Genomic DNA, 14,763 nt, shown 5'->3' with positions numbered 1-14,763 from the left:
CTTGCCCCATGACCACTGACTTCACGACGGCGGACCTGTACGACGAGCATGAGGAGGCGCTGCAGTCACTCAGCCTGCAGATGCAGAACTTGGGCGGCCACGCCCGTTTCTCGGGGCAGATCCGCACGATCCGCTGCCACCGCGACAACGGTCTTGTGAAGCGGGTGCTCAATTCGCCGGGCGATGGCGCCGTGCTTGTGGTTGACGGTGGTGGCTCACTCGAGTCCGCCCTGATGGGCGACATGATCGCGGCGGCCGCGGTCGAGAACGGCTGGGCGGGTGTCGTCATCAACGGGGCTATCCGCGACCGGATCGAGATCTCCGGCCTCTCGCTGGGCGTGAAGGCGCTCGGCAGCAACCCCCGCAAGAGCGCCAAGGCGGGTGAGGGAGACCTCGACGTGCCAATCGAGTTCGGCGGGGTCACCTTCGCGCCGGGCCGCACACTGTGGAGCGACGAGGATGGCATCCTCGTCGAGCGCTAGTCGCGCCGATCCGTCCCGCCCTGCGCCCCTCGTCTCCCCCGAGTGGCCAATCTTTCGCCTTCCCGCGACGTTTTGGCGCAATCTTTGGCCACTCGAGAGCACAGTGCAGGGTCCGGGCGAACAGGCCACCATCGACCCGTGCGAAAAGATGGAGGCATGGCTCCATCCCTCATCGACGACCTCTCGGCACTCCTCGCACCAGAACAACTCCTCGCAGGCGACGCCGCCCTGGCCTTCGACCGCGACCTGTCCGACGGCACGGGGGTCGGCGTGCCGCTCGCGGCGGTCTTTCCCAGCTCGACCGAGCAGGTCGCATCCGTCGTGCGGCTTGCCGCCCGGCACGGCGTACCGATCGTGCCGCAGGGCGCGCGCTCCGGGCTCGCGGGCGGGGCCAACGCGGTCGACGGATGCCTCGTGCTGAGCCTCGAACGCATGACCGGCATCCTCTCGATCGACGTCGCCGACCAGGTCGCGACCGTGGAGGCGGGCGTGCTCACCTATGACCTCGCGACGGCGGTCGAGCAGGTCGGGCTCTTCTACCCGCCCGACCCCGGCTCGTGGCAGATCTCGACCATCGGGGGCAACGTCGCGACCAACGCGGGCGGGATGCGCTGCGTCAAGTACGGCGTCACGCGTGACTTCGTGCGCGGCCTGACGGTCGTGCTCGCGAACGGCGACGTCGTGCGCACGGGACGCCGCACCGTCAAGGGGGTGTCTGGCCTCGACCTCACCGCGCTCGTGGTGGGGTCCGAGGGCACGCTCGGAATCGTCACCGAGGTCACGGTGGCGCTGCTGCCGCGACCCGCTGAGCCCGTCGGCGTGCTCGCCGCCTTCCCGACCCGACAGGCGGCGCTCGCGGCGGCCGACGTCATCATGGCCTCGGAGCGGCGACCGAGCATCCTGGAGTTCCTCGACCGGGGTAGCATCGCCGCCATCAGCGCCTTCGAGCCGACCGCGACCCTGCCGGCGGATGCCGAAGCGGTGCTCATCGTGCAGTCCGACGAGCCGGGCCGCACGACGGGCGACGCGAACGAGTACGCCGCGATCGCGACCTTCTGCGGTGCCAGCACGGTCGAGATCGGGCGTGACAAGGCGGGAGTGGAGGCGATCATGGCGTCGCGCCGCGCCCTCCACGGGGCCATGCGCGCGGTCGCGGGAGCGAGCCTCAATGAAGACGTCTCCGTGCCCCGCTCACGCCTCACCGAGCTGCTCGACGGCATCGACGAGATTGCGGACCGCATGGGCATTCCCATCGCGACCGCTGGTCACATCGGCGACGGCAACCTGCACCCCATCGTCGCGTTCAACCCGGCGAATGTCGCATCCGTCGCCCTCGCCACCGAGACGTACCAGCAGGTCATTGGCCTGGCGGTCTCGCTCGGCGGCACGAGTTCTGGGGAACACGGCATCGGAACCCTCAAGCAGGCCCACCTCGACGCCGAACTCGGCCCGACGCTGCGTGCGCTCCAGCGCGAGGTCAAGCGAGCCTTCGATCCGCAGGGCCTGCTCAACCCCGGAAAGAAGCTGTAGAGGCTAGGCGAGCACCGGGATGAGGCGTGAATCTGCGAGTGCCGCCTCGCGGTGCTTCGCGATCTCCGCATACTCGGGGTCGTTCGCGAGCCCGACGAAGGCCGCGATCGAGGGGTAACGCACGAACATGATGACGTCCCACTGCTCATCCTCGGGGCCGATGACGGTGCCCTGGGCGGGTCCCATGATGACGACCTCCGCGTTGATCTTGGCGAGGTACGCGCGGGCCTGTCTGCCGTAGACGCCGTAGGCCTCGCGTCCGCTTAGCTCGCTCTCCTGACCCTCGTACTGCGCCTTCTCGCGGAACTTCAGCATGTTCAGCATGAGAAACGGGGTGTCGGCGGGGATGGTCTGGAGGGCCGCCTTCAGCACCTCCGGTCGGATCGCGGTGTATGCCATGGGTGTCTCCTGCTCGTCGTCGAGTGTGATCGGGGCCACGCTAGGGGAGCGGCGGCGCGGGCGTCCGCTTTTCTGTTGCTCGGGCTGTGCGCAGCGCGTGCGCCTGCCGCGGTGTTTGGAGGCTTGGCCAGAGGGCGCGTGCTTGGATAGACGCATGACGGATGCCGAACGCTACATCGCCGATCTCGCCCGTTACATCGCCGCATCGCCGTCGAGCTACCACGCTGCCGTGGAGGCGGGGCGGATGCTCGAGGCCGCCGGTTTCACGCGCCTCGATGAGTCCGCGGCGTGGCCGTCGAAGCCGGGCAAGCGCTTCGTCATCCGCGACGGTGCGATCGTGGCGTGGGTGCAGCCGGCGGGGGCGACTGCGACGACGCCGTTCCGCATCCTGGGTGCGCACACCGATTCGCCCGGCTTCAAGCTCAAGCCCAACGGCGGCACGACGAGCAACGGGTGGAGCCAGGCATCCGTCGAGGTCTATGGTGGGCCGCTGCTGAACTCGTGGCTCGACCGCGAGCTCGAGTTCGCGGGCCGGCTGGTCACGCGCGACGGCCGCGAGCACCTGGCCCGCACGGGGCCGTTCGCGCGCATCCCGCAGCTTGCGATCCACCTCGACCGCGGCGTCAATGACGGGCTCAAGCTCGACAAGCAGCAGCACGTGCAGCCCGTCTTCGGCGTCGAGGCCGATGGGGGAGACATGCTGCGGGCTCTGGCGGATGCGGCAGGCGTGCGCGCCGCGGAGGTCGCGGGCTTCGACGTGCTCACCGCCGACACGAACCCGCCCGCGCGCTTCGGCGTGGGGGAAAAGCTCTTCGCGGCCGGTCGGCTCGACAACCTGAGCTCCGTCTTCGCGGGGCTTCACGCCCTGCTCAACGCCAAGCCGGTCAAGGGGCACATCAGCATGCTCGCGGCCTTCGACCATGAAGAGCTGGGATCGAACTCACGCTCGGGCGCCTCGGGGCCGCTCCTGAATGACATCCTCGCCCGGATCGGCGGGGGACTGAAGGGCAACGCCGAGGACCGCCGTCGTGCCTACGCCGAGTCGTGGTGCGTCTCGGCTGATGCGGGCCACGCCGTGCACCCCAACTACGCCGAGCGTCACGACCCGAACAACCGGCCCATCGCCGGCGGCGGCACGCTCCTCAAGCTCAACGCCAACCAGAAGTACGCATCGGATGCGCACGGTTCTGCCCTGTGGTCGCGCCTGGCAGAGGCGGCGGGCGCGAATGTGCAGGCGTTCGTGTCGAACAATACGGTGCCGTGCGGCTCGACCATCGGCCCGCTCACGGCGACCCGTCTCGGCATCCGGGTTGTCGACGTGGGGGTGCCCCTGCTGTCGATGCACTCGGCCCGCGAGCTCGCCCACGTGGACGACCTCTGGGCGCTCGAGCGCACGACTGGGGCGTTCTTCGCGGGTCGCTAGGGTGTAACCGCCATGTCTGACTCACTCACGACCCTGACGCGCCGCGTGCTCTTCGCGCCGCTCACGGAACCGGGGCGCACCGAGACGGTCGTGAGTCGCATCCGTTCCGCCATCACCCTCGGCATCTATGCCAACGGCGAGCAGCTGCCCAACGAGGTCGACCTGGCGGCCCAGCTGTCGATCTCACCCGTGACGCTGCGCGATGCGCTCAAGGTGGTGCGCGAGGAGGGGCTCGTGCATACGACGCGCGGCCGCTCGGGCGGCACCTTCGTGATCGCGCCAGACGAGTCGAACATGGGTTACTTCGAGCGTTCGCTTGCGGCCCTCAGCGTGATCGAGGTGCGCGACCTGCTCGACTGGCAGGTGGCGATCCTCTCGCAGGCAGCCGTGCTGGCCGCGGAGCGCGCATCCGCCCAGGACACGCAGTCGTTGTCGACGACCCTCGAGAGCTTCGGCGAGGCCTCGAACGCGATGGCGGCGAGGCGAGTGCACTCGCGCTTCTTGATCGAGTTGGCGGCGAGTTCGCGCTCGGCGCGCTTGAGCCGTGCGGCGATCGCGTCGCAGGTGGAGTATGCGCCCCACGCGATGCTCGTCTTTCGCTCGGGGGAGCACCGCTCCGCCGTGGCTGAGCGCTCGCTCGCGCTGCTCGAGGCGGTCTCGGCGCGGGACGCCGAGCGGACGCACGCGCTGATGGAGGAGCTGCTCGGTCACGTCGGCGACCGCATCCTGGAATTGCATCACGAGGTCTCACGGAGGGCGAGCGCATGAGCGGCGATGGCGAACGCAGGGGAGGCAGCGGCGAGGGCCTTGTGGCGGATATCGACGCTGTCGTCGCGATCATGCGTGACGACCTGCATGAACTCGCCGAACGTGCACTGGCACTGCGGGCCGAGGGCCACTACGGGGCCGAGCACGTCGCGGCGATGGTGGCGAGCTTGGAGCCCCTCTGCGTCGACGTGCTTGGCCGCTCCCGCATGGTGGAGGGCACGGGTCTCGTGTGGTCGTGCGAACAGGCGGATGACTCGGGCATGCTGTGGTGGCGCGCCGAGGAGGGTCGCGTGGCCCGCAAGCAGCACGTCTTCAATCCCGAATCCGATTCTTATTACAACTACCTCGGCTCGCGATGGTTCCGGGCTGCACGCGACTCGGAGGGCCTCGCCATCGTCGGCCCCTTCATCGATGCCTGGGGCACGGACGACCACGCCATCACGGCATCGCTCGGGCTCGTGCACGAGGGCGAGTTCCTGGGCGTCGTCGCCGCCGACCTCAACGTCGTGGCGGTGACGGATGCCCTTGCTGCGGCCCTGCGCCCGCACGGCGATGTCGTGCTGGTCGATGACGAGGACCGGGTGGTGGCGTCGAATCGGCCGTTGCTGAGCCCTGGCCTGCTGTTGGAGCCGTTCTTGCGCCGCACGGGCGCGAGTGTGAGCGAGCGGGTCGCGACGGGCGTGCACGGCTGGTTCGTCGCGCGGCTCGAACAGGGCTGATCGAGGCGAGTTTCTGCTTCGCGGCGTTGCCCCTTTTCGGGGTGCATTCGTGGCGTCTTCACGGCGTTGCGCTTGCGCCGCGGCATCCGTCTTCACCGTTTTCAGGCGTGCCAGAACATCGCTCTCGCGCGTGTTTCGGTCGTGTGAATTCCTGCCGTGTTCGCGCAGGCTTGCCTAAAACCGATAGTACTGTAGTCTTTCACAACCCGGAGGCCCCGAGAACGCTGCCGAGTTGCAACGCGGCAATTCACAAGGAGAACCCTTTGACCACAGAGTGCAGAGTTGTCACCCTCGGAACCAGCACTGCGCCCGCGACACCCCCTGCGGCGCAAGGGTCCACCGGTCGCACGGTCACCCCCATCCGAACGCGACCGCTCGCGCACCTGCACGGGCACGCCCCCGAAGGGTCCCCCGACAGCCCCCCACCCAGCGGACCCTCGGCCGCCTGACCGGCAGCACGAACGCCGGCCGACCACTCGCTGCACCGCAGCCCGGCCGGCAGCACCGAAACAAAGGAGACACCCCATGGCCAAAGTGAACTACGCCTCCACCAGCCTCGGCGATGAGAAGCTCGACCTCGCCTATGAAGAGGCACTCGCTGCCGTCCGCGCCGAGCCCTCGCCCATCGAGAAGAACCTGATCGGCGGGGAGCGTCTCGAGTCCGACTCGCTCGTCGAGCGCATCGACCCCGTCGCGCTGAAAACCCGCGTCGGTGCCGCCTACGTCGCGAGCCCCGAGATGGTCGAGGCCGCCATCGCCGCAGCGCGCGGTGCTGCCAAGGCCTGGCGCAAGGCCCCCTACGCCGAGCGCAACGCGAAGCTCCGAGCCGCCCGCGACGAGGTCGAGCGCCAGCTCACGCAGATCGCCGCGATCGTCTCGGCAGAGACCGGCAAGACCCGCCTTGAGGCCTATGGCGAAGCGCAGGAGGTGCTCGACATGATCGAGCACTACTGCACGCGGTTCGAGGTCAACAATGGCTACCAGGCGCAGCAGAAGTCGACCGAGCGCGAGAAGAACCTCGACGTGCTCGTGCCCTACGGCACCTTCGCGGTCATCGCGCCCTTCAACTTCCCCGTCGCACTGACGGTCGGCATGATGTCGGCCGCACTCGTCACCGGCAACACGGTCGTGCTCAAGCCGAGTGACAAGACGCCGCGCTCGAGCGCGATCATCGCCGACATCATCGCGGCCGAGCTGCCCGCCGGGGTCGTCAACACGGTGCATGGTGGTGCCGAGGTTGGCAAGGCACTCGCCGCAGGCGACGTCGACGGCATCGCCTTCACCGGTTCCGCGCAGGTCGGATGGCAGCTCTTCAACACCCCGGGCCCCCGCGGCTACCAGCGCCCCGTACTCGCCGAGATGGGCGGCCAGAACCCGGCCATCGTCGCAGCATCCGCTGACCTCGATGCCGCCGCTGAGGGCATCGTGCGCTCGGCCTTCGGCCTCTCCGGGCAGAAGTGCAGCGCGTGCCGCCGTGTCGTCGTCGACGCGTCTGTCGCAGACGAGCTCGTCGCCAAGCTCAAGGAGCGCGCGGAGCAGCTCGTGGTGGGTGACCCCATCGACGGCGGCACGAACCTCGGCCCCGTCATCGACGACGCCATCGCGGCGCGCGTCGACGAGGCGATCGCGCTCGGCAAGAAGGACGGCACCATCGTCACGGGCGGTCGCCTGGACCGCGAGGGCAACTTCTTCGCCCCCGTGATCATCGAGAACCTGCCGCAGGGCCACAAGCTCACCCGCGACGAGCTCTTCGCGCCCGTGCTGACGGTCATCCGCGTGGACGGCTTCGACGCAGCCATGGCCGAGGCCAACGCGGTCGACTACGGACTCTCCGCCGGCGTCTTCTCCAAGGTTGACGACGAGGTTGAGCAGTTCTACGACGAGATCGAGGCCGGCGTGCTCTACTCCAACCGCGCCGATGGTGCGACAACCGGTGCATGGCCCGGCGTGCAGTCCTTCTGCGGTTGGAAGCTCTCGGGTTCCTCAGGCAAGGGCGGCCTCGGCCTCCACTACCTGCCCGGCTTCATGCGCGAGCAGAACCGCACGATCGTGAGCAACGCATGACGACCGTCGTGCCGGAGCGCGACGACTATCTCGTGCACCCCCTGCCCGCACGGGCGAAGCAGGTCATGACGCGCGGCAACACCCGCTCCACGCTGTACGTGCCCCCAGCACCGCCCTACGCGGTGAAGGGCGAGGGTGCCATCGTGACCGACCAGCTCGGGCACGAGGTGATCGACTGCAACAACAACTACACCTCGCTCATCCACGGCCACGCGCAGCCCGACGTCACCGCGGCGGTCACCCCGCTCATGGCGCAGGGAACCGCCTTCGGCCTGCCGACGGAGTCGGAGATCACGCTCGCCGAGATGCTCGCGGCCCGCACGGGTCACGAGCGCTGGCGCTTCTCGAACTCGGGCACGGAGGCGGTCATGACCGCCATCCGTGCGGCGAGGGCCTTCACAGGTCGCGACAAGCTCATCCGCTTCGAGGGCAGCTACCACGGCACCTCCGACGCGGTGGTCTCGGTCACGGCCCCCGGTGTCACGGCCGGCGTGCGCAGCGATGTCATTGAGGTGCCCCAGGGTGACCGTGCCGCCTTCGACGCGGCCGTCGCCGAGGCAGGCTCCGACCTCGCCGCCGTGCTGATCGACCTCATGCCCAACCGGGCGGGCCTCGTGCCAGCGGAGCAGGCATTCGTCGACCACGTTCGCGAGACCACCCGCCGCGTCGACGCCCTCATGATCGTCGACGAGGTCATTACACTGCGCATGGCCTTCGGCGGGCTCGCCCAGGCCTACGGCGTGAAGCCTGACCTCATCAGCGCGGGCAAGATCATCGGCGGCGGCTTCCCCGTCGGCGCGGTCGGCGGACGAGAGGACGTGCTCGGCGTATTCGACCCGCTCGGGCAGCGTAACGTTGGATGGGGCGGCACCTTCAGTGCCAACCCAATCACGATGACGGCGGGCCGAGTCGCCATGGCACTCTTCGACGAAGAGGCCATCGCATCCCTCAACGCCCGTGGCAATGCACTTCGCACTGCGCTGGAGGAGGCGGGCATTGCCGTGAGCGGCAACGGTTCGCTCATGCGCATCCGTGAACAACTCGACCTCGGTGAGCTCTGGTGGGCCGCGTATGAGCGCGGCGTCATGCTCGGCACCAACGGCCTGCTCGCCCTGTCGACCCCAATGACCGACACGCACATCTCGACGATCGAGCGGGGCACCGTGGATGCCGTCCGTGCGCTTCGTGGAAGGACCACCACATGACCGATCCGCAGCCGAAGTCGGGGGAGACCATCCTCCGTCTCAACGACATCCGCAAGGTGTATGGCGACCATGTCGCCCTCGGCGGCGTCTCGCTCGACGTCAAGCGCGGCGAGGTCGTCGCAATCATCGGGCCGAGCGGTTCGGGCAAGAGCACACTGCTGCGCTGCGTCAACCAGCTCGAGGTGCCCGACTCCGGCACCCTCGAGGTGCTCGGCAGCAACATCGACTTCGCGGGCCGGGTGTCGGCGGCCGACCTTCTCGCGCTGCGCCGCAAGGTCGGCATGGTGTTCCAGTCGTTCAACCTCTTCCCGCACATGAACGTGCTGCGCAACGTCTCCTTCCCCCAGGAGCGCGTGCTCGGCCGTAGCCGCGAGGAGGCCGACAAGGTCTCGCGCGAGCTGCTGGAGCGCGTCGGCCTTGCCAGCAAGATGGAGAACTTCCCGCAGAAGTGCTCCGGTGGGCAGCAGCAGCGTGTCGCGATCGCCCGGGCCCTCGCGCTCGAGCCGCAGATCATGCTCTTCGACGAGCCCACGAGTGCGCTCGACCCCGAGCTGGGCCTCGAGGTGCTCGCCGTCATGCGTCGTCTCGCCGACCAGGGCATGACGATGGTCGTCGTCACGCACGAGATCCACTTCGCGGCAGAGGTCGCCGACCGACTCATCGTGATGGCGGATGGCGCGATCATCGAGGAGGGGGTGCCGAGCGAGCTGCTCGCCGCGCCCAAGACCGCCCGCGCGAAGCAGTTCCTCTCGGCCATCACGGATCGCTGATGGACCACTTCCTCAAGATCCTCAGCGCGGTGCCCGTCACCCTGCTGGTGACATTCGCGGCGTTCGCGCTCGGGGCGGTGATCGCCCTGCCACTCGCAGGAGGGCGCCGCTCCCGCTTTGCGATCGTGCGCCTGGTCACGAAGGGCGTGATCGACATCCTCCGCGGCGTGCCGCCCGTGGTGTTCGTCTTCATCCTGTTCTTCGGTGTCGGTTCCGACCTGATCCGTTGGGAGCCGCTGCCGGCAGCGATCGTGGGCCTCGGACTCATCTCTGCCGGGCACCTCGCCGAGATCTACCGAGGCGGGCTCATGGCCGTGCACCAGGGGCAGTTCGAGGCATCCGCCGCCCTCGGGCTCACGAGCACGACAACGTTCTCGCGGGTCATCGGCCCCCAGGCATTCCGGGTCGCGATCCCCGGCATGGTCACGTGGCTCATCAGCCTCCTGAAGGACTCGTCGATCGTCTCCACGATCGGCGTCGCCGAGATCATGTTCGTCACCAGCCAGGGCGCCCGCAGCTCGGGTGAGGGCCTCCTGCCGTTCGTCATCGCCGGTGCCGTGTACATCGCCCTCGGCACTCCGCTCGCCGCACTCTCGCGCTGGCTGGAGAAGAAACTCAGCTTCGGAAGGAGGGCATGACCATGGAACTGCTGACTGACTGGGTCGAATGGTTGCCCCGCCTGCTCTCCGGGCTCTGGGTGAGCGTGCAGGTCACGGTGCTTGCCCTCGTGATCGGCATCCCGATCGGTTTCGTGCTCGCCTTCATGTCTTCGGCCAAGAACGCGATCGTTCGCTGGCTCACGATCATCGTCGTCGAGGTCGGGCGCGGGATGCCCGCACTCGTCATGCTCCAGATGGTCTACTTCGGGCTGCCGGAGGCCGGCGTCGTGTTGGATTCCTTCGCCGCCACCGTCATCGCGCTTGGCCTCACGACCTCCGCATACACGAGTGAGATCATCCGTGCCGGCCTGCGCGCAGTGCCGGAGGGTGAGCTTGAGGCTGCCGACGCGCTGGGGCTGAAGCGGGCGGACATCGTGCGCTTCATCCTCATCCCGCAGGGATTCCGCATCGCGCTGCCCACCCTCATGGGCTTCGCGATCCTCATCCTGCAGGTCAGCTCCCTTGCCTTCACCCTGGGCCTGCCAGAACTCCTGAGCCAGGCCTACTCGATCGGTGCATCCACCTTCGAGTACCTCGAAGTGCTCACCCTCGCCGGAATCCTCTACCTCGTCATCACCGTGCCCGGTGGCTGGCTGGTCGAGAACTTCGAGAAGCGACTGAGCAAGCACCTCGCTTGACCCCACATCACACAGCTACACCCTGACACCAATAAGAGGAGAAACAATGAAGAAGAGCGTTCTCAGCCTCGGCGTGCTCACTGCCGCCGCGGCGCTCGTGCTCACCGGATGCTCCAGCGCCGGCGAGTCGACGGTTGCTGACGACTGCGAACCCACCGTCGGCGTCGAGACGGTGAAGGATGGCGTGCTCTCGGTCGCCCTCACCAATACGCCGCCGTACTCCCTCGAGGAGGACGGCGACATTGCCGGCATCGACTCCCTCATGATCAAGGAGTTCGCCGCAGCGGAGTGCCTCGAGATCGATTTCGCGCCCTACACCTACGCGACCGCCATCCCGGCGATCGAGCAGGCCCGCGTCGACGTCGCGCTCGGTGGCTTCTACCGCACGCAGGCTCGCGCCGATGTCGTCACCCTGAGCACCCCGCTCTACCTCGATGAGCTCAGCGTCTACTCGGAGGAGGGTTACTCCACCGTCGACGAACTGCTCGGCAAGACCATCGGCACCGTCGAGGGCTACCTCTGGGTCGACGACCTGAAGAGCCTCCCGGGCACCGAGACCCGCGTCTACCCCGACTCGCTGAGCCTCGCGCAGGACCTGAAGGCCGGTCGTCTCGACGCCGCGCTCGACGGTTACGGCGCTGCCGTCGTCGCCACGCAGGGCGAGGACTACACGATTGAGGTCCTGCAGGAGGACGAGCGCGTGCAGTCGACGAGCGTTCCCTCGCAGACCGCCGTGCTGTTCGACCCGGCCAACACCGAGCTGGCGGATGCCTTCAACGTCCTCGCCGAGGAGATGCGTGAAGACGGTCGCCTGGTCGAGTACCTCGCCGAGTACGGCCTGCCCGCATCGGCAGCCGAGGTCGGCGAAGAGCGCCTGATCTAAGGACGCCAACTCGCAACCATGTGCGGGTTCGGTGGCGATGTGCGTGCTCTACGCCGCACATCGCCACCGGGCCCGCACTTTGCGTTGCCGAGGGCAACGCCCACGCGGCTACGCGGAGGCCGCGTCGAGGCGCGCCACGTCCTCCGGCGTGAGCTCGAGCCGGGCACCCGCGATGAGGGCCTCCAGCTGGGCGACGTTGCGCGCGCTCGCGATGGGGGCGACCACGCTCGGCTTGCTCCGCAGCCAGGCGAGCGCGACCGACGCGGGCGCAACGCCGTGGGTGGCCGCGACATCCGTCAGCGCATCGATCGCGCGGAACGCGGCGTCGTTCGTGTAACGCGAGAGGTGCCGCTCGCGGTCGGTGCCCTGAATGTCGGATGCTGAGCGGTACTTGCCCGTCAGCATGCCGGCGGCGAGCGAGAAGTAGGTGAAGACGCCGAGCCCGTGCTGTGCCGCAAGAGGCGCGAGGCTGCTCTCGTAGGGTTCGCGCGTGAGCAGGTTGTAGTGCGGCTGGAGCGCGATGGGTGCGGCGAGATTGTTCTTCTGTGCGGTGTCGATCCAGGCGGCGATGCGCTCCGGTTCGACGTTAGAGACGCCGACCGCGAGCACCTTGCCGGCTGTCACGAGGGCGTCGAACGCGGCGGCGATCTCCTCGATGGGGCGTTCCGGCTCGTCGTAGTGGGCGTAGTAGAGGTCGATGTGGTCGGTGCCGAGGCGCTCGAGCGAAGCGTCGGCGGCCGCCGCGATGTTGTCGGGGGCAAGTCCCTTGAACTGCGGATGCCGTGAGACCTTCGTCGCGATCGTCACGCTGTCGCGGTTGCCGCGCTGGGCGAGCCACGTGCCGATGACGTGCTCCGATTCGCCGCCCACGTGGCCGTCCACCCACGCGGAGTATGCGTCCGCCGTGTCGATGTGGTTGCCGCCGGATGCCACGAACGCGTCAAGCACGGCGTGCGAGGTCTCCTCGTCGCTGGTCCAGCCGAAGGTGTTGCCGCCGAGGGCGAGGGGAAAGGTGTCAGAGAAGGGATTGCTCATGCACCCATTGTGGCGGGCGAGGCTGGTCGTGCCATCGGTCTGCCACCCTCCGTTCAGGGCGTCGCGGTTGTCGCTCCATCGGCGAGGGTGAGGCTGAGTCCGCCGAGCGGGGCACGGCGCGCGCGTTCGGCAGTGGTAGCGCAGATGATGCCGCGCTCCTCAAGGTCGGCGATGGCGGCATCCAGGTCGGCCCGGATCGCGGCCCGCTCAGTGTCGGAGAGTTCCTTCGCCTTCTCCGTGCGCGACTCAAGCAGGTCAGCGTTCTCGAAAGAGAGTGTGCTGGCGGCCTGGTGCCTGAGCCGAATGACGGAGAGCACGAATGCGAACAGGCCGCCAACGATGATGCACGCGACGGCGGGGAGGACCCACAGGTCCCAGCCCTCGACGCCCCCCATCTCACCTCGGCGCGAGATCGAGAACGCGGCCATGATGCTGAGGATGAGGGTGATGACGGAGTAGCCGAACTCGAACCCGGCTGCTCTTGGCCGCCCGCGCACCAGCCACGCGATCATCAGGGAGAGCAGCACAAGGAGCGCGCAGGCGAAGAAGGCGCCCGCAACCGGAATCGTGGTGGCCGGGTCTGAATCGCGGGCCGCCGTTGCGAAGCGGCTGCCATCGGCGGCGATCGCGACGAAGCCCCAGATGGGTGACCCCACCGCGGCGGCCACGATGATGAACAGGGGCACGGTGAGGAACCAGTCCCGCCGCCTCATCTTCTTCTTCTCCTTCGACGTGGTCGGCCCAGGCGCGTCATAAACCACTCCGGGGTGGCCCGCGAAGGCGTCGCGTTCGATGCGGTCCCACCGTACGGTCGATCCGGGTTGCAACTGCCGAGCTCGGGCACGCGCTTTCACGAGGCTCCTTCAGGTTTGTGTGGTCGTTCGATCCTACGGTGCTGCGGCAAGGCCTTCGTCTGCGCCTCGCCTGCGAGTCCCGTGGGCATCCTTGACTTTGCGGCGACGCCCGGCGCACGCTGGCGTGAGGGCCAAGGCCGCTGTGCGCGCTCCGGCCGTGTGAAGCAGGAGGCACCATGGCCGCGAAAGAGACCTACGACATCGTTGTCGACTGGGAATACCCCGTGCCGCGCGAGCGGGTCTACCACGCATGGGTCGACCCGGAGACAGTCACCGAGTGGTTCGCCCCGCCCGGCTTCACCATCACGCAGTGTGAGCTCGAATCATCCGTTGGCGGGCCGTGGCACATCGAGTACGAGGATCCGAACGGACGCGCCTACGCGGAGCGCGGCGAGCGGAGGAAGGCGGATGCGCCGGGCGAGGTCTCCTTCACCCTCACGCAGGTGGACGGCACCTTCGTCGGCCCCGAGACCCTCGTCGAGGTCGTGCTGCAGGAGACCGGGGAAACGACTCAGATGCGCTTCGAGCAGTCGGGTTTCCCCTCGCCGGCGCTTCGCGACATCACGGAAGAGGGATGGCGCGAGTGCTTCGCGAAGCTGGGCGAGGTGCTTTCGCGCTAGAACGCCGCACCCTGCTGGACTTTTCGCGCGCCCCGGCGACGGAGTAGCATCCGTTTCAACTCAACGGAGAGGCATCCGCCATGGTCCCCGAAATCAACTGGCTTGCCGTCATCGTCGCGGCCGTCGCCACGATCGCGATCGGCTCGGTCTGGTACACGCCCAAGGTGTTCGGCACGATGCGGGCGAAGGATGCCCGTGTCCGACCGCACGAGAACGGCTGGGTCCCGATCGTCGTGGGCGTCATCACGGCCTTCGTGACCTCGTGGGTGCTCGCGGGCGCGGCCGCGATCGCGCACCACTTCTATGGCGGCAGCTTCCTGGCGAACTCGGTCATCACGTCGATCATCCTGTGGGCCGGCCTCGCAGCGGCGCGCTTCATCACGCATGACGCCTTCGAGAATCGCCCCCGCCGGCTCACCCTCCTCACGATCGCGCACGAGCTGGTGACGTTCCTTGCCATCGCGTTCATCATTGGCCTGTTCGGCAACAGCGGGGACGGTGCAGCGTGAGCGACAAGCACGATCACACGGATGCCGCGGCGCAGGCCAGCGGCGACCTCTACAAACGGCTGCCGCAGGGTGACTCGCTTGGGGGCACCCCGACCCAGCACGCCGCGGAGACGCTCGCTCCCGGTGAGGTCCCGGACTGGGGCGTGGACGGCGGAGCGGACGGCGACTGAGAGGGCCGGAGCCACGGCGGACACGGAAAACCGGC

17 protein-coding genes are annotated in these 14,763 nt (G+C 68.2%); 14 read left to right on the top strand and 3 right to left on the bottom strand.

What is annotated here, in order from left to right; all coding sequences use genetic code 11:
* Window positions 1–8 precede the first annotated feature (8 nt).
* Both rraA and FVA74_RS11455 read left to right on the top strand, forming a co-directional pair.
* On the top strand, window positions 9–482 hold the full coding sequence (rraA, locus tag FVA74_RS11460; RefSeq protein ID WP_147722577.1) for a ribonuclease E activity regulator RraA: 474 nt from the start codon (window positions 9–11) through the stop codon (window positions 480–482).
* Window positions 483–638: 156 nt separating this feature from the next.
* Window positions 639–2,012 (top strand): FAD-binding oxidoreductase, encoded by a 1,374-nt coding sequence (locus FVA74_RS11455; protein ID WP_147722575.1) that lies wholly within the window; start codon window positions 639–641, stop codon window positions 2,010–2,012.
* Between the two features lie 3 nt (window positions 2,013–2,015).
* Here the strand turns inward: FVA74_RS11455 and FVA74_RS11450 are convergent, their stop codons facing one another.
* The gene (locus FVA74_RS11450) at window positions 2,016–2,411 is read right to left on the bottom strand and encodes a DUF1330 domain-containing protein (RefSeq protein ID WP_168220122.1); all 396 of its coding nucleotides are present in this window, start codon (window positions 2,409–2,411) and stop codon (window positions 2,016–2,018) included.
* A gap of 154 nt (window positions 2,412–2,565) precedes the next feature.
* Here FVA74_RS11450 and FVA74_RS11445 point away from each other — a divergent pair, with 154 nt between their 5' ends.
* The 9 genes from FVA74_RS11445 (at window position 2,566) to FVA74_RS11405 (ending at window position 11,540) form a co-directional block, all read left to right on the top strand.
* A complete protein-coding gene (locus tag FVA74_RS11445; protein WP_147722571.1) occupies window positions 2,566–3,834 on the top strand; it encodes a M18 family aminopeptidase in 1,269 nt (422 codons plus the stop codon).
* A gap of 12 nt (window positions 3,835–3,846) precedes the next feature.
* Window positions 3,847–4,602, top strand: a complete 756-nt coding sequence (locus FVA74_RS11440; RefSeq protein ID WP_147722569.1) for a FadR/GntR family transcriptional regulator — start codon at window positions 3,847–3,849, stop codon at window positions 4,600–4,602.
* Window positions 4,599–5,321, top strand: coding sequence for a cache domain-containing protein (locus FVA74_RS11435; protein ID WP_147722567.1), 723 nt, complete (start codon window positions 4,599–4,601; stop codon window positions 5,319–5,321). The genes FVA74_RS11440 and FVA74_RS11435 overlap by 4 nt, the downstream gene beginning before the upstream one ends.
* A gap of 525 nt (window positions 5,322–5,846) precedes the next feature.
* Complete coding sequence (locus FVA74_RS11430; RefSeq protein WP_147722565.1) at window positions 5,847–7,385, top strand: aldehyde dehydrogenase family protein; 1,539 nt, start codon at window positions 5,847–5,849, stop codon at window positions 7,383–7,385.
* Complete coding sequence (locus tag FVA74_RS11425; RefSeq protein WP_147722563.1) at window positions 7,382–8,590, top strand: aspartate aminotransferase family protein; 1,209 nt, start codon at window positions 7,382–7,384, stop codon at window positions 8,588–8,590. Before FVA74_RS11430 ends, FVA74_RS11425 begins: the two co-directional genes overlap by 4 nt.
* Complete coding sequence (locus FVA74_RS11420) at window positions 8,587–9,360, top strand: amino acid ABC transporter ATP-binding protein (RefSeq protein ID WP_147722561.1); 774 nt, start codon at window positions 8,587–8,589, stop codon at window positions 9,358–9,360. The genes FVA74_RS11425 and FVA74_RS11420 overlap by 4 nt, the downstream gene beginning before the upstream one ends.
* Entirely contained in the window at window positions 9,360–9,998 is a 639-nt protein-coding gene (locus FVA74_RS11415) for an amino acid ABC transporter permease (protein WP_147722560.1), read from the top strand. The genes FVA74_RS11420 and FVA74_RS11415 overlap by 1 nt, the downstream gene beginning before the upstream one ends.
* 2 nt (window positions 9,999–10,000) lie before the next feature.
* Window positions 10,001–10,657: an amino acid ABC transporter permease gene (locus FVA74_RS11410; RefSeq protein ID WP_147722558.1), complete on the top strand. Its 657-nt coding sequence runs from the start codon at window positions 10,001–10,003 to the stop codon at window positions 10,655–10,657.
* A 46-nt stretch (window positions 10,658–10,703) separates the two neighbouring features.
* Window positions 10,704–11,540: an ABC transporter substrate-binding protein gene (locus FVA74_RS11405; protein WP_147722556.1), complete on the top strand. Its 837-nt coding sequence runs from the start codon at window positions 10,704–10,706 to the stop codon at window positions 11,538–11,540.
* A gap of 108 nt (window positions 11,541–11,648) precedes the next feature.
* Here FVA74_RS11405 and FVA74_RS11400 read toward each other — a convergent pair whose 3' ends face one another.
* Both FVA74_RS11400 and FVA74_RS11395 read right to left on the bottom strand, forming a co-directional pair.
* On the bottom strand, window positions 11,649–12,575 hold the full coding sequence (locus FVA74_RS11400; RefSeq protein ID WP_147722554.1) for an aldo/keto reductase: 927 nt from the start codon (window positions 12,573–12,575) through the stop codon (window positions 11,649–11,651).
* A gap of 53 nt (window positions 12,576–12,628) precedes the next feature.
* Window positions 12,629–13,429 carry a hypothetical protein gene (locus tag FVA74_RS11395; protein ID WP_147722553.1) on the bottom strand — a complete coding sequence of 267 codons (801 nt, stop codon included), beginning with the start codon at window positions 13,427–13,429 and terminating at the stop codon, window positions 12,629–12,631.
* A 176-nt stretch (window positions 13,430–13,605) separates the two neighbouring features.
* Here FVA74_RS11395 and FVA74_RS11390 point away from each other — a divergent pair, with 176 nt between their 5' ends.
* The 3 genes from FVA74_RS11390 to FVA74_RS13635 all read left to right on the top strand — a co-directional run bounded on the left by FVA74_RS11390 (window position 13,606) and on the right by FVA74_RS13635 (window position 14,728).
* Window positions 13,606–14,049 carry an SRPBCC domain-containing protein gene (locus FVA74_RS11390; RefSeq protein WP_147722551.1) on the top strand — a complete coding sequence of 148 codons (444 nt, stop codon included), beginning with the start codon at window positions 13,606–13,608 and terminating at the stop codon, window positions 14,047–14,049.
* Between the two features lie 80 nt (window positions 14,050–14,129).
* Window positions 14,130–14,558: a DUF1761 domain-containing protein gene (locus FVA74_RS11385; RefSeq protein WP_147722549.1), complete on the top strand. Its 429-nt coding sequence runs from the start codon at window positions 14,130–14,132 to the stop codon at window positions 14,556–14,558.
* Complete coding sequence (locus FVA74_RS13635) at window positions 14,555–14,728, top strand: hypothetical protein (RefSeq protein WP_168220121.1); 174 nt, start codon at window positions 14,555–14,557, stop codon at window positions 14,726–14,728. Before FVA74_RS11385 ends, FVA74_RS13635 begins: the two co-directional genes overlap by 4 nt.
* The last annotated feature ends 35 nt before the right edge of the window (window positions 14,729–14,763 follow it).

This window comes from Salinibacterium sp. dk2585 (assembly GCF_008001035.1).
GTDB lineage: Bacteria > Actinomycetota > Actinomycetes > Actinomycetales > Microbacteriaceae > Homoserinimonas.
This window is presented reverse-complemented; position numbering and strand designations above follow the sequence as displayed.

Bases quoted from the DNA above. Each gene is read 5' to 3' on its own strand.
- rraA (WP_147722577.1), top strand. From the start codon at position 9: ATGACCACTGACTTCACGACGGCGGACCTGTACGACGAGCATGAGGAG.
- FVA74_RS11455 (WP_147722575.1), top strand. From the start codon at position 639: ATGGCTCCATCCCTCATCGACGACCTCTCGGCACTCCTCGCACCAGAA.
- FVA74_RS11450 (WP_168220122.1), bottom strand. From the start codon at position 2,411: ATGGCATACACCGCGATCCGACCGGAGGTGCTGAAGGCGGCCCTCCAG.
- FVA74_RS11445 (WP_147722571.1), top strand. From the start codon at position 2,566: ATGACGGATGCCGAACGCTACATCGCCGATCTCGCCCGTTACATCGCC.
- FVA74_RS11440 (WP_147722569.1), top strand. From the start codon at position 3,847: ATGTCTGACTCACTCACGACCCTGACGCGCCGCGTGCTCTTCGCGCCG.
- FVA74_RS11435 (WP_147722567.1), top strand. From the start codon at position 4,599: ATGAGCGGCGATGGCGAACGCAGGGGAGGCAGCGGCGAGGGCCTTGTG.
- FVA74_RS11430 (WP_147722565.1), top strand. From the start codon at position 5,847: ATGGCCAAAGTGAACTACGCCTCCACCAGCCTCGGCGATGAGAAGCTC.
- FVA74_RS11425 (WP_147722563.1), top strand. From the start codon at position 7,382: ATGACGACCGTCGTGCCGGAGCGCGACGACTATCTCGTGCACCCCCTG.
- FVA74_RS11420 (WP_147722561.1), top strand. From the start codon at position 8,587: ATGACCGATCCGCAGCCGAAGTCGGGGGAGACCATCCTCCGTCTCAAC.
- FVA74_RS11415 (WP_147722560.1), top strand. From the start codon at position 9,360: ATGGACCACTTCCTCAAGATCCTCAGCGCGGTGCCCGTCACCCTGCTG.
- FVA74_RS11410 (WP_147722558.1), top strand. From the start codon at position 10,001: ATGGAACTGCTGACTGACTGGGTCGAATGGTTGCCCCGCCTGCTCTCC.
- FVA74_RS11405 (WP_147722556.1), top strand. From the start codon at position 10,704: ATGAAGAAGAGCGTTCTCAGCCTCGGCGTGCTCACTGCCGCCGCGGCG.
- FVA74_RS11400 (WP_147722554.1), bottom strand. From the start codon at position 12,575: ATGAGCAATCCCTTCTCTGACACCTTTCCCCTCGCCCTCGGCGGCAAC.
- FVA74_RS11390 (WP_147722551.1), top strand. From the start codon at position 13,606: ATGGCCGCGAAAGAGACCTACGACATCGTTGTCGACTGGGAATACCCC.
- FVA74_RS11385 (WP_147722549.1), top strand. From the start codon at position 14,130: ATGGTCCCCGAAATCAACTGGCTTGCCGTCATCGTCGCGGCCGTCGCC.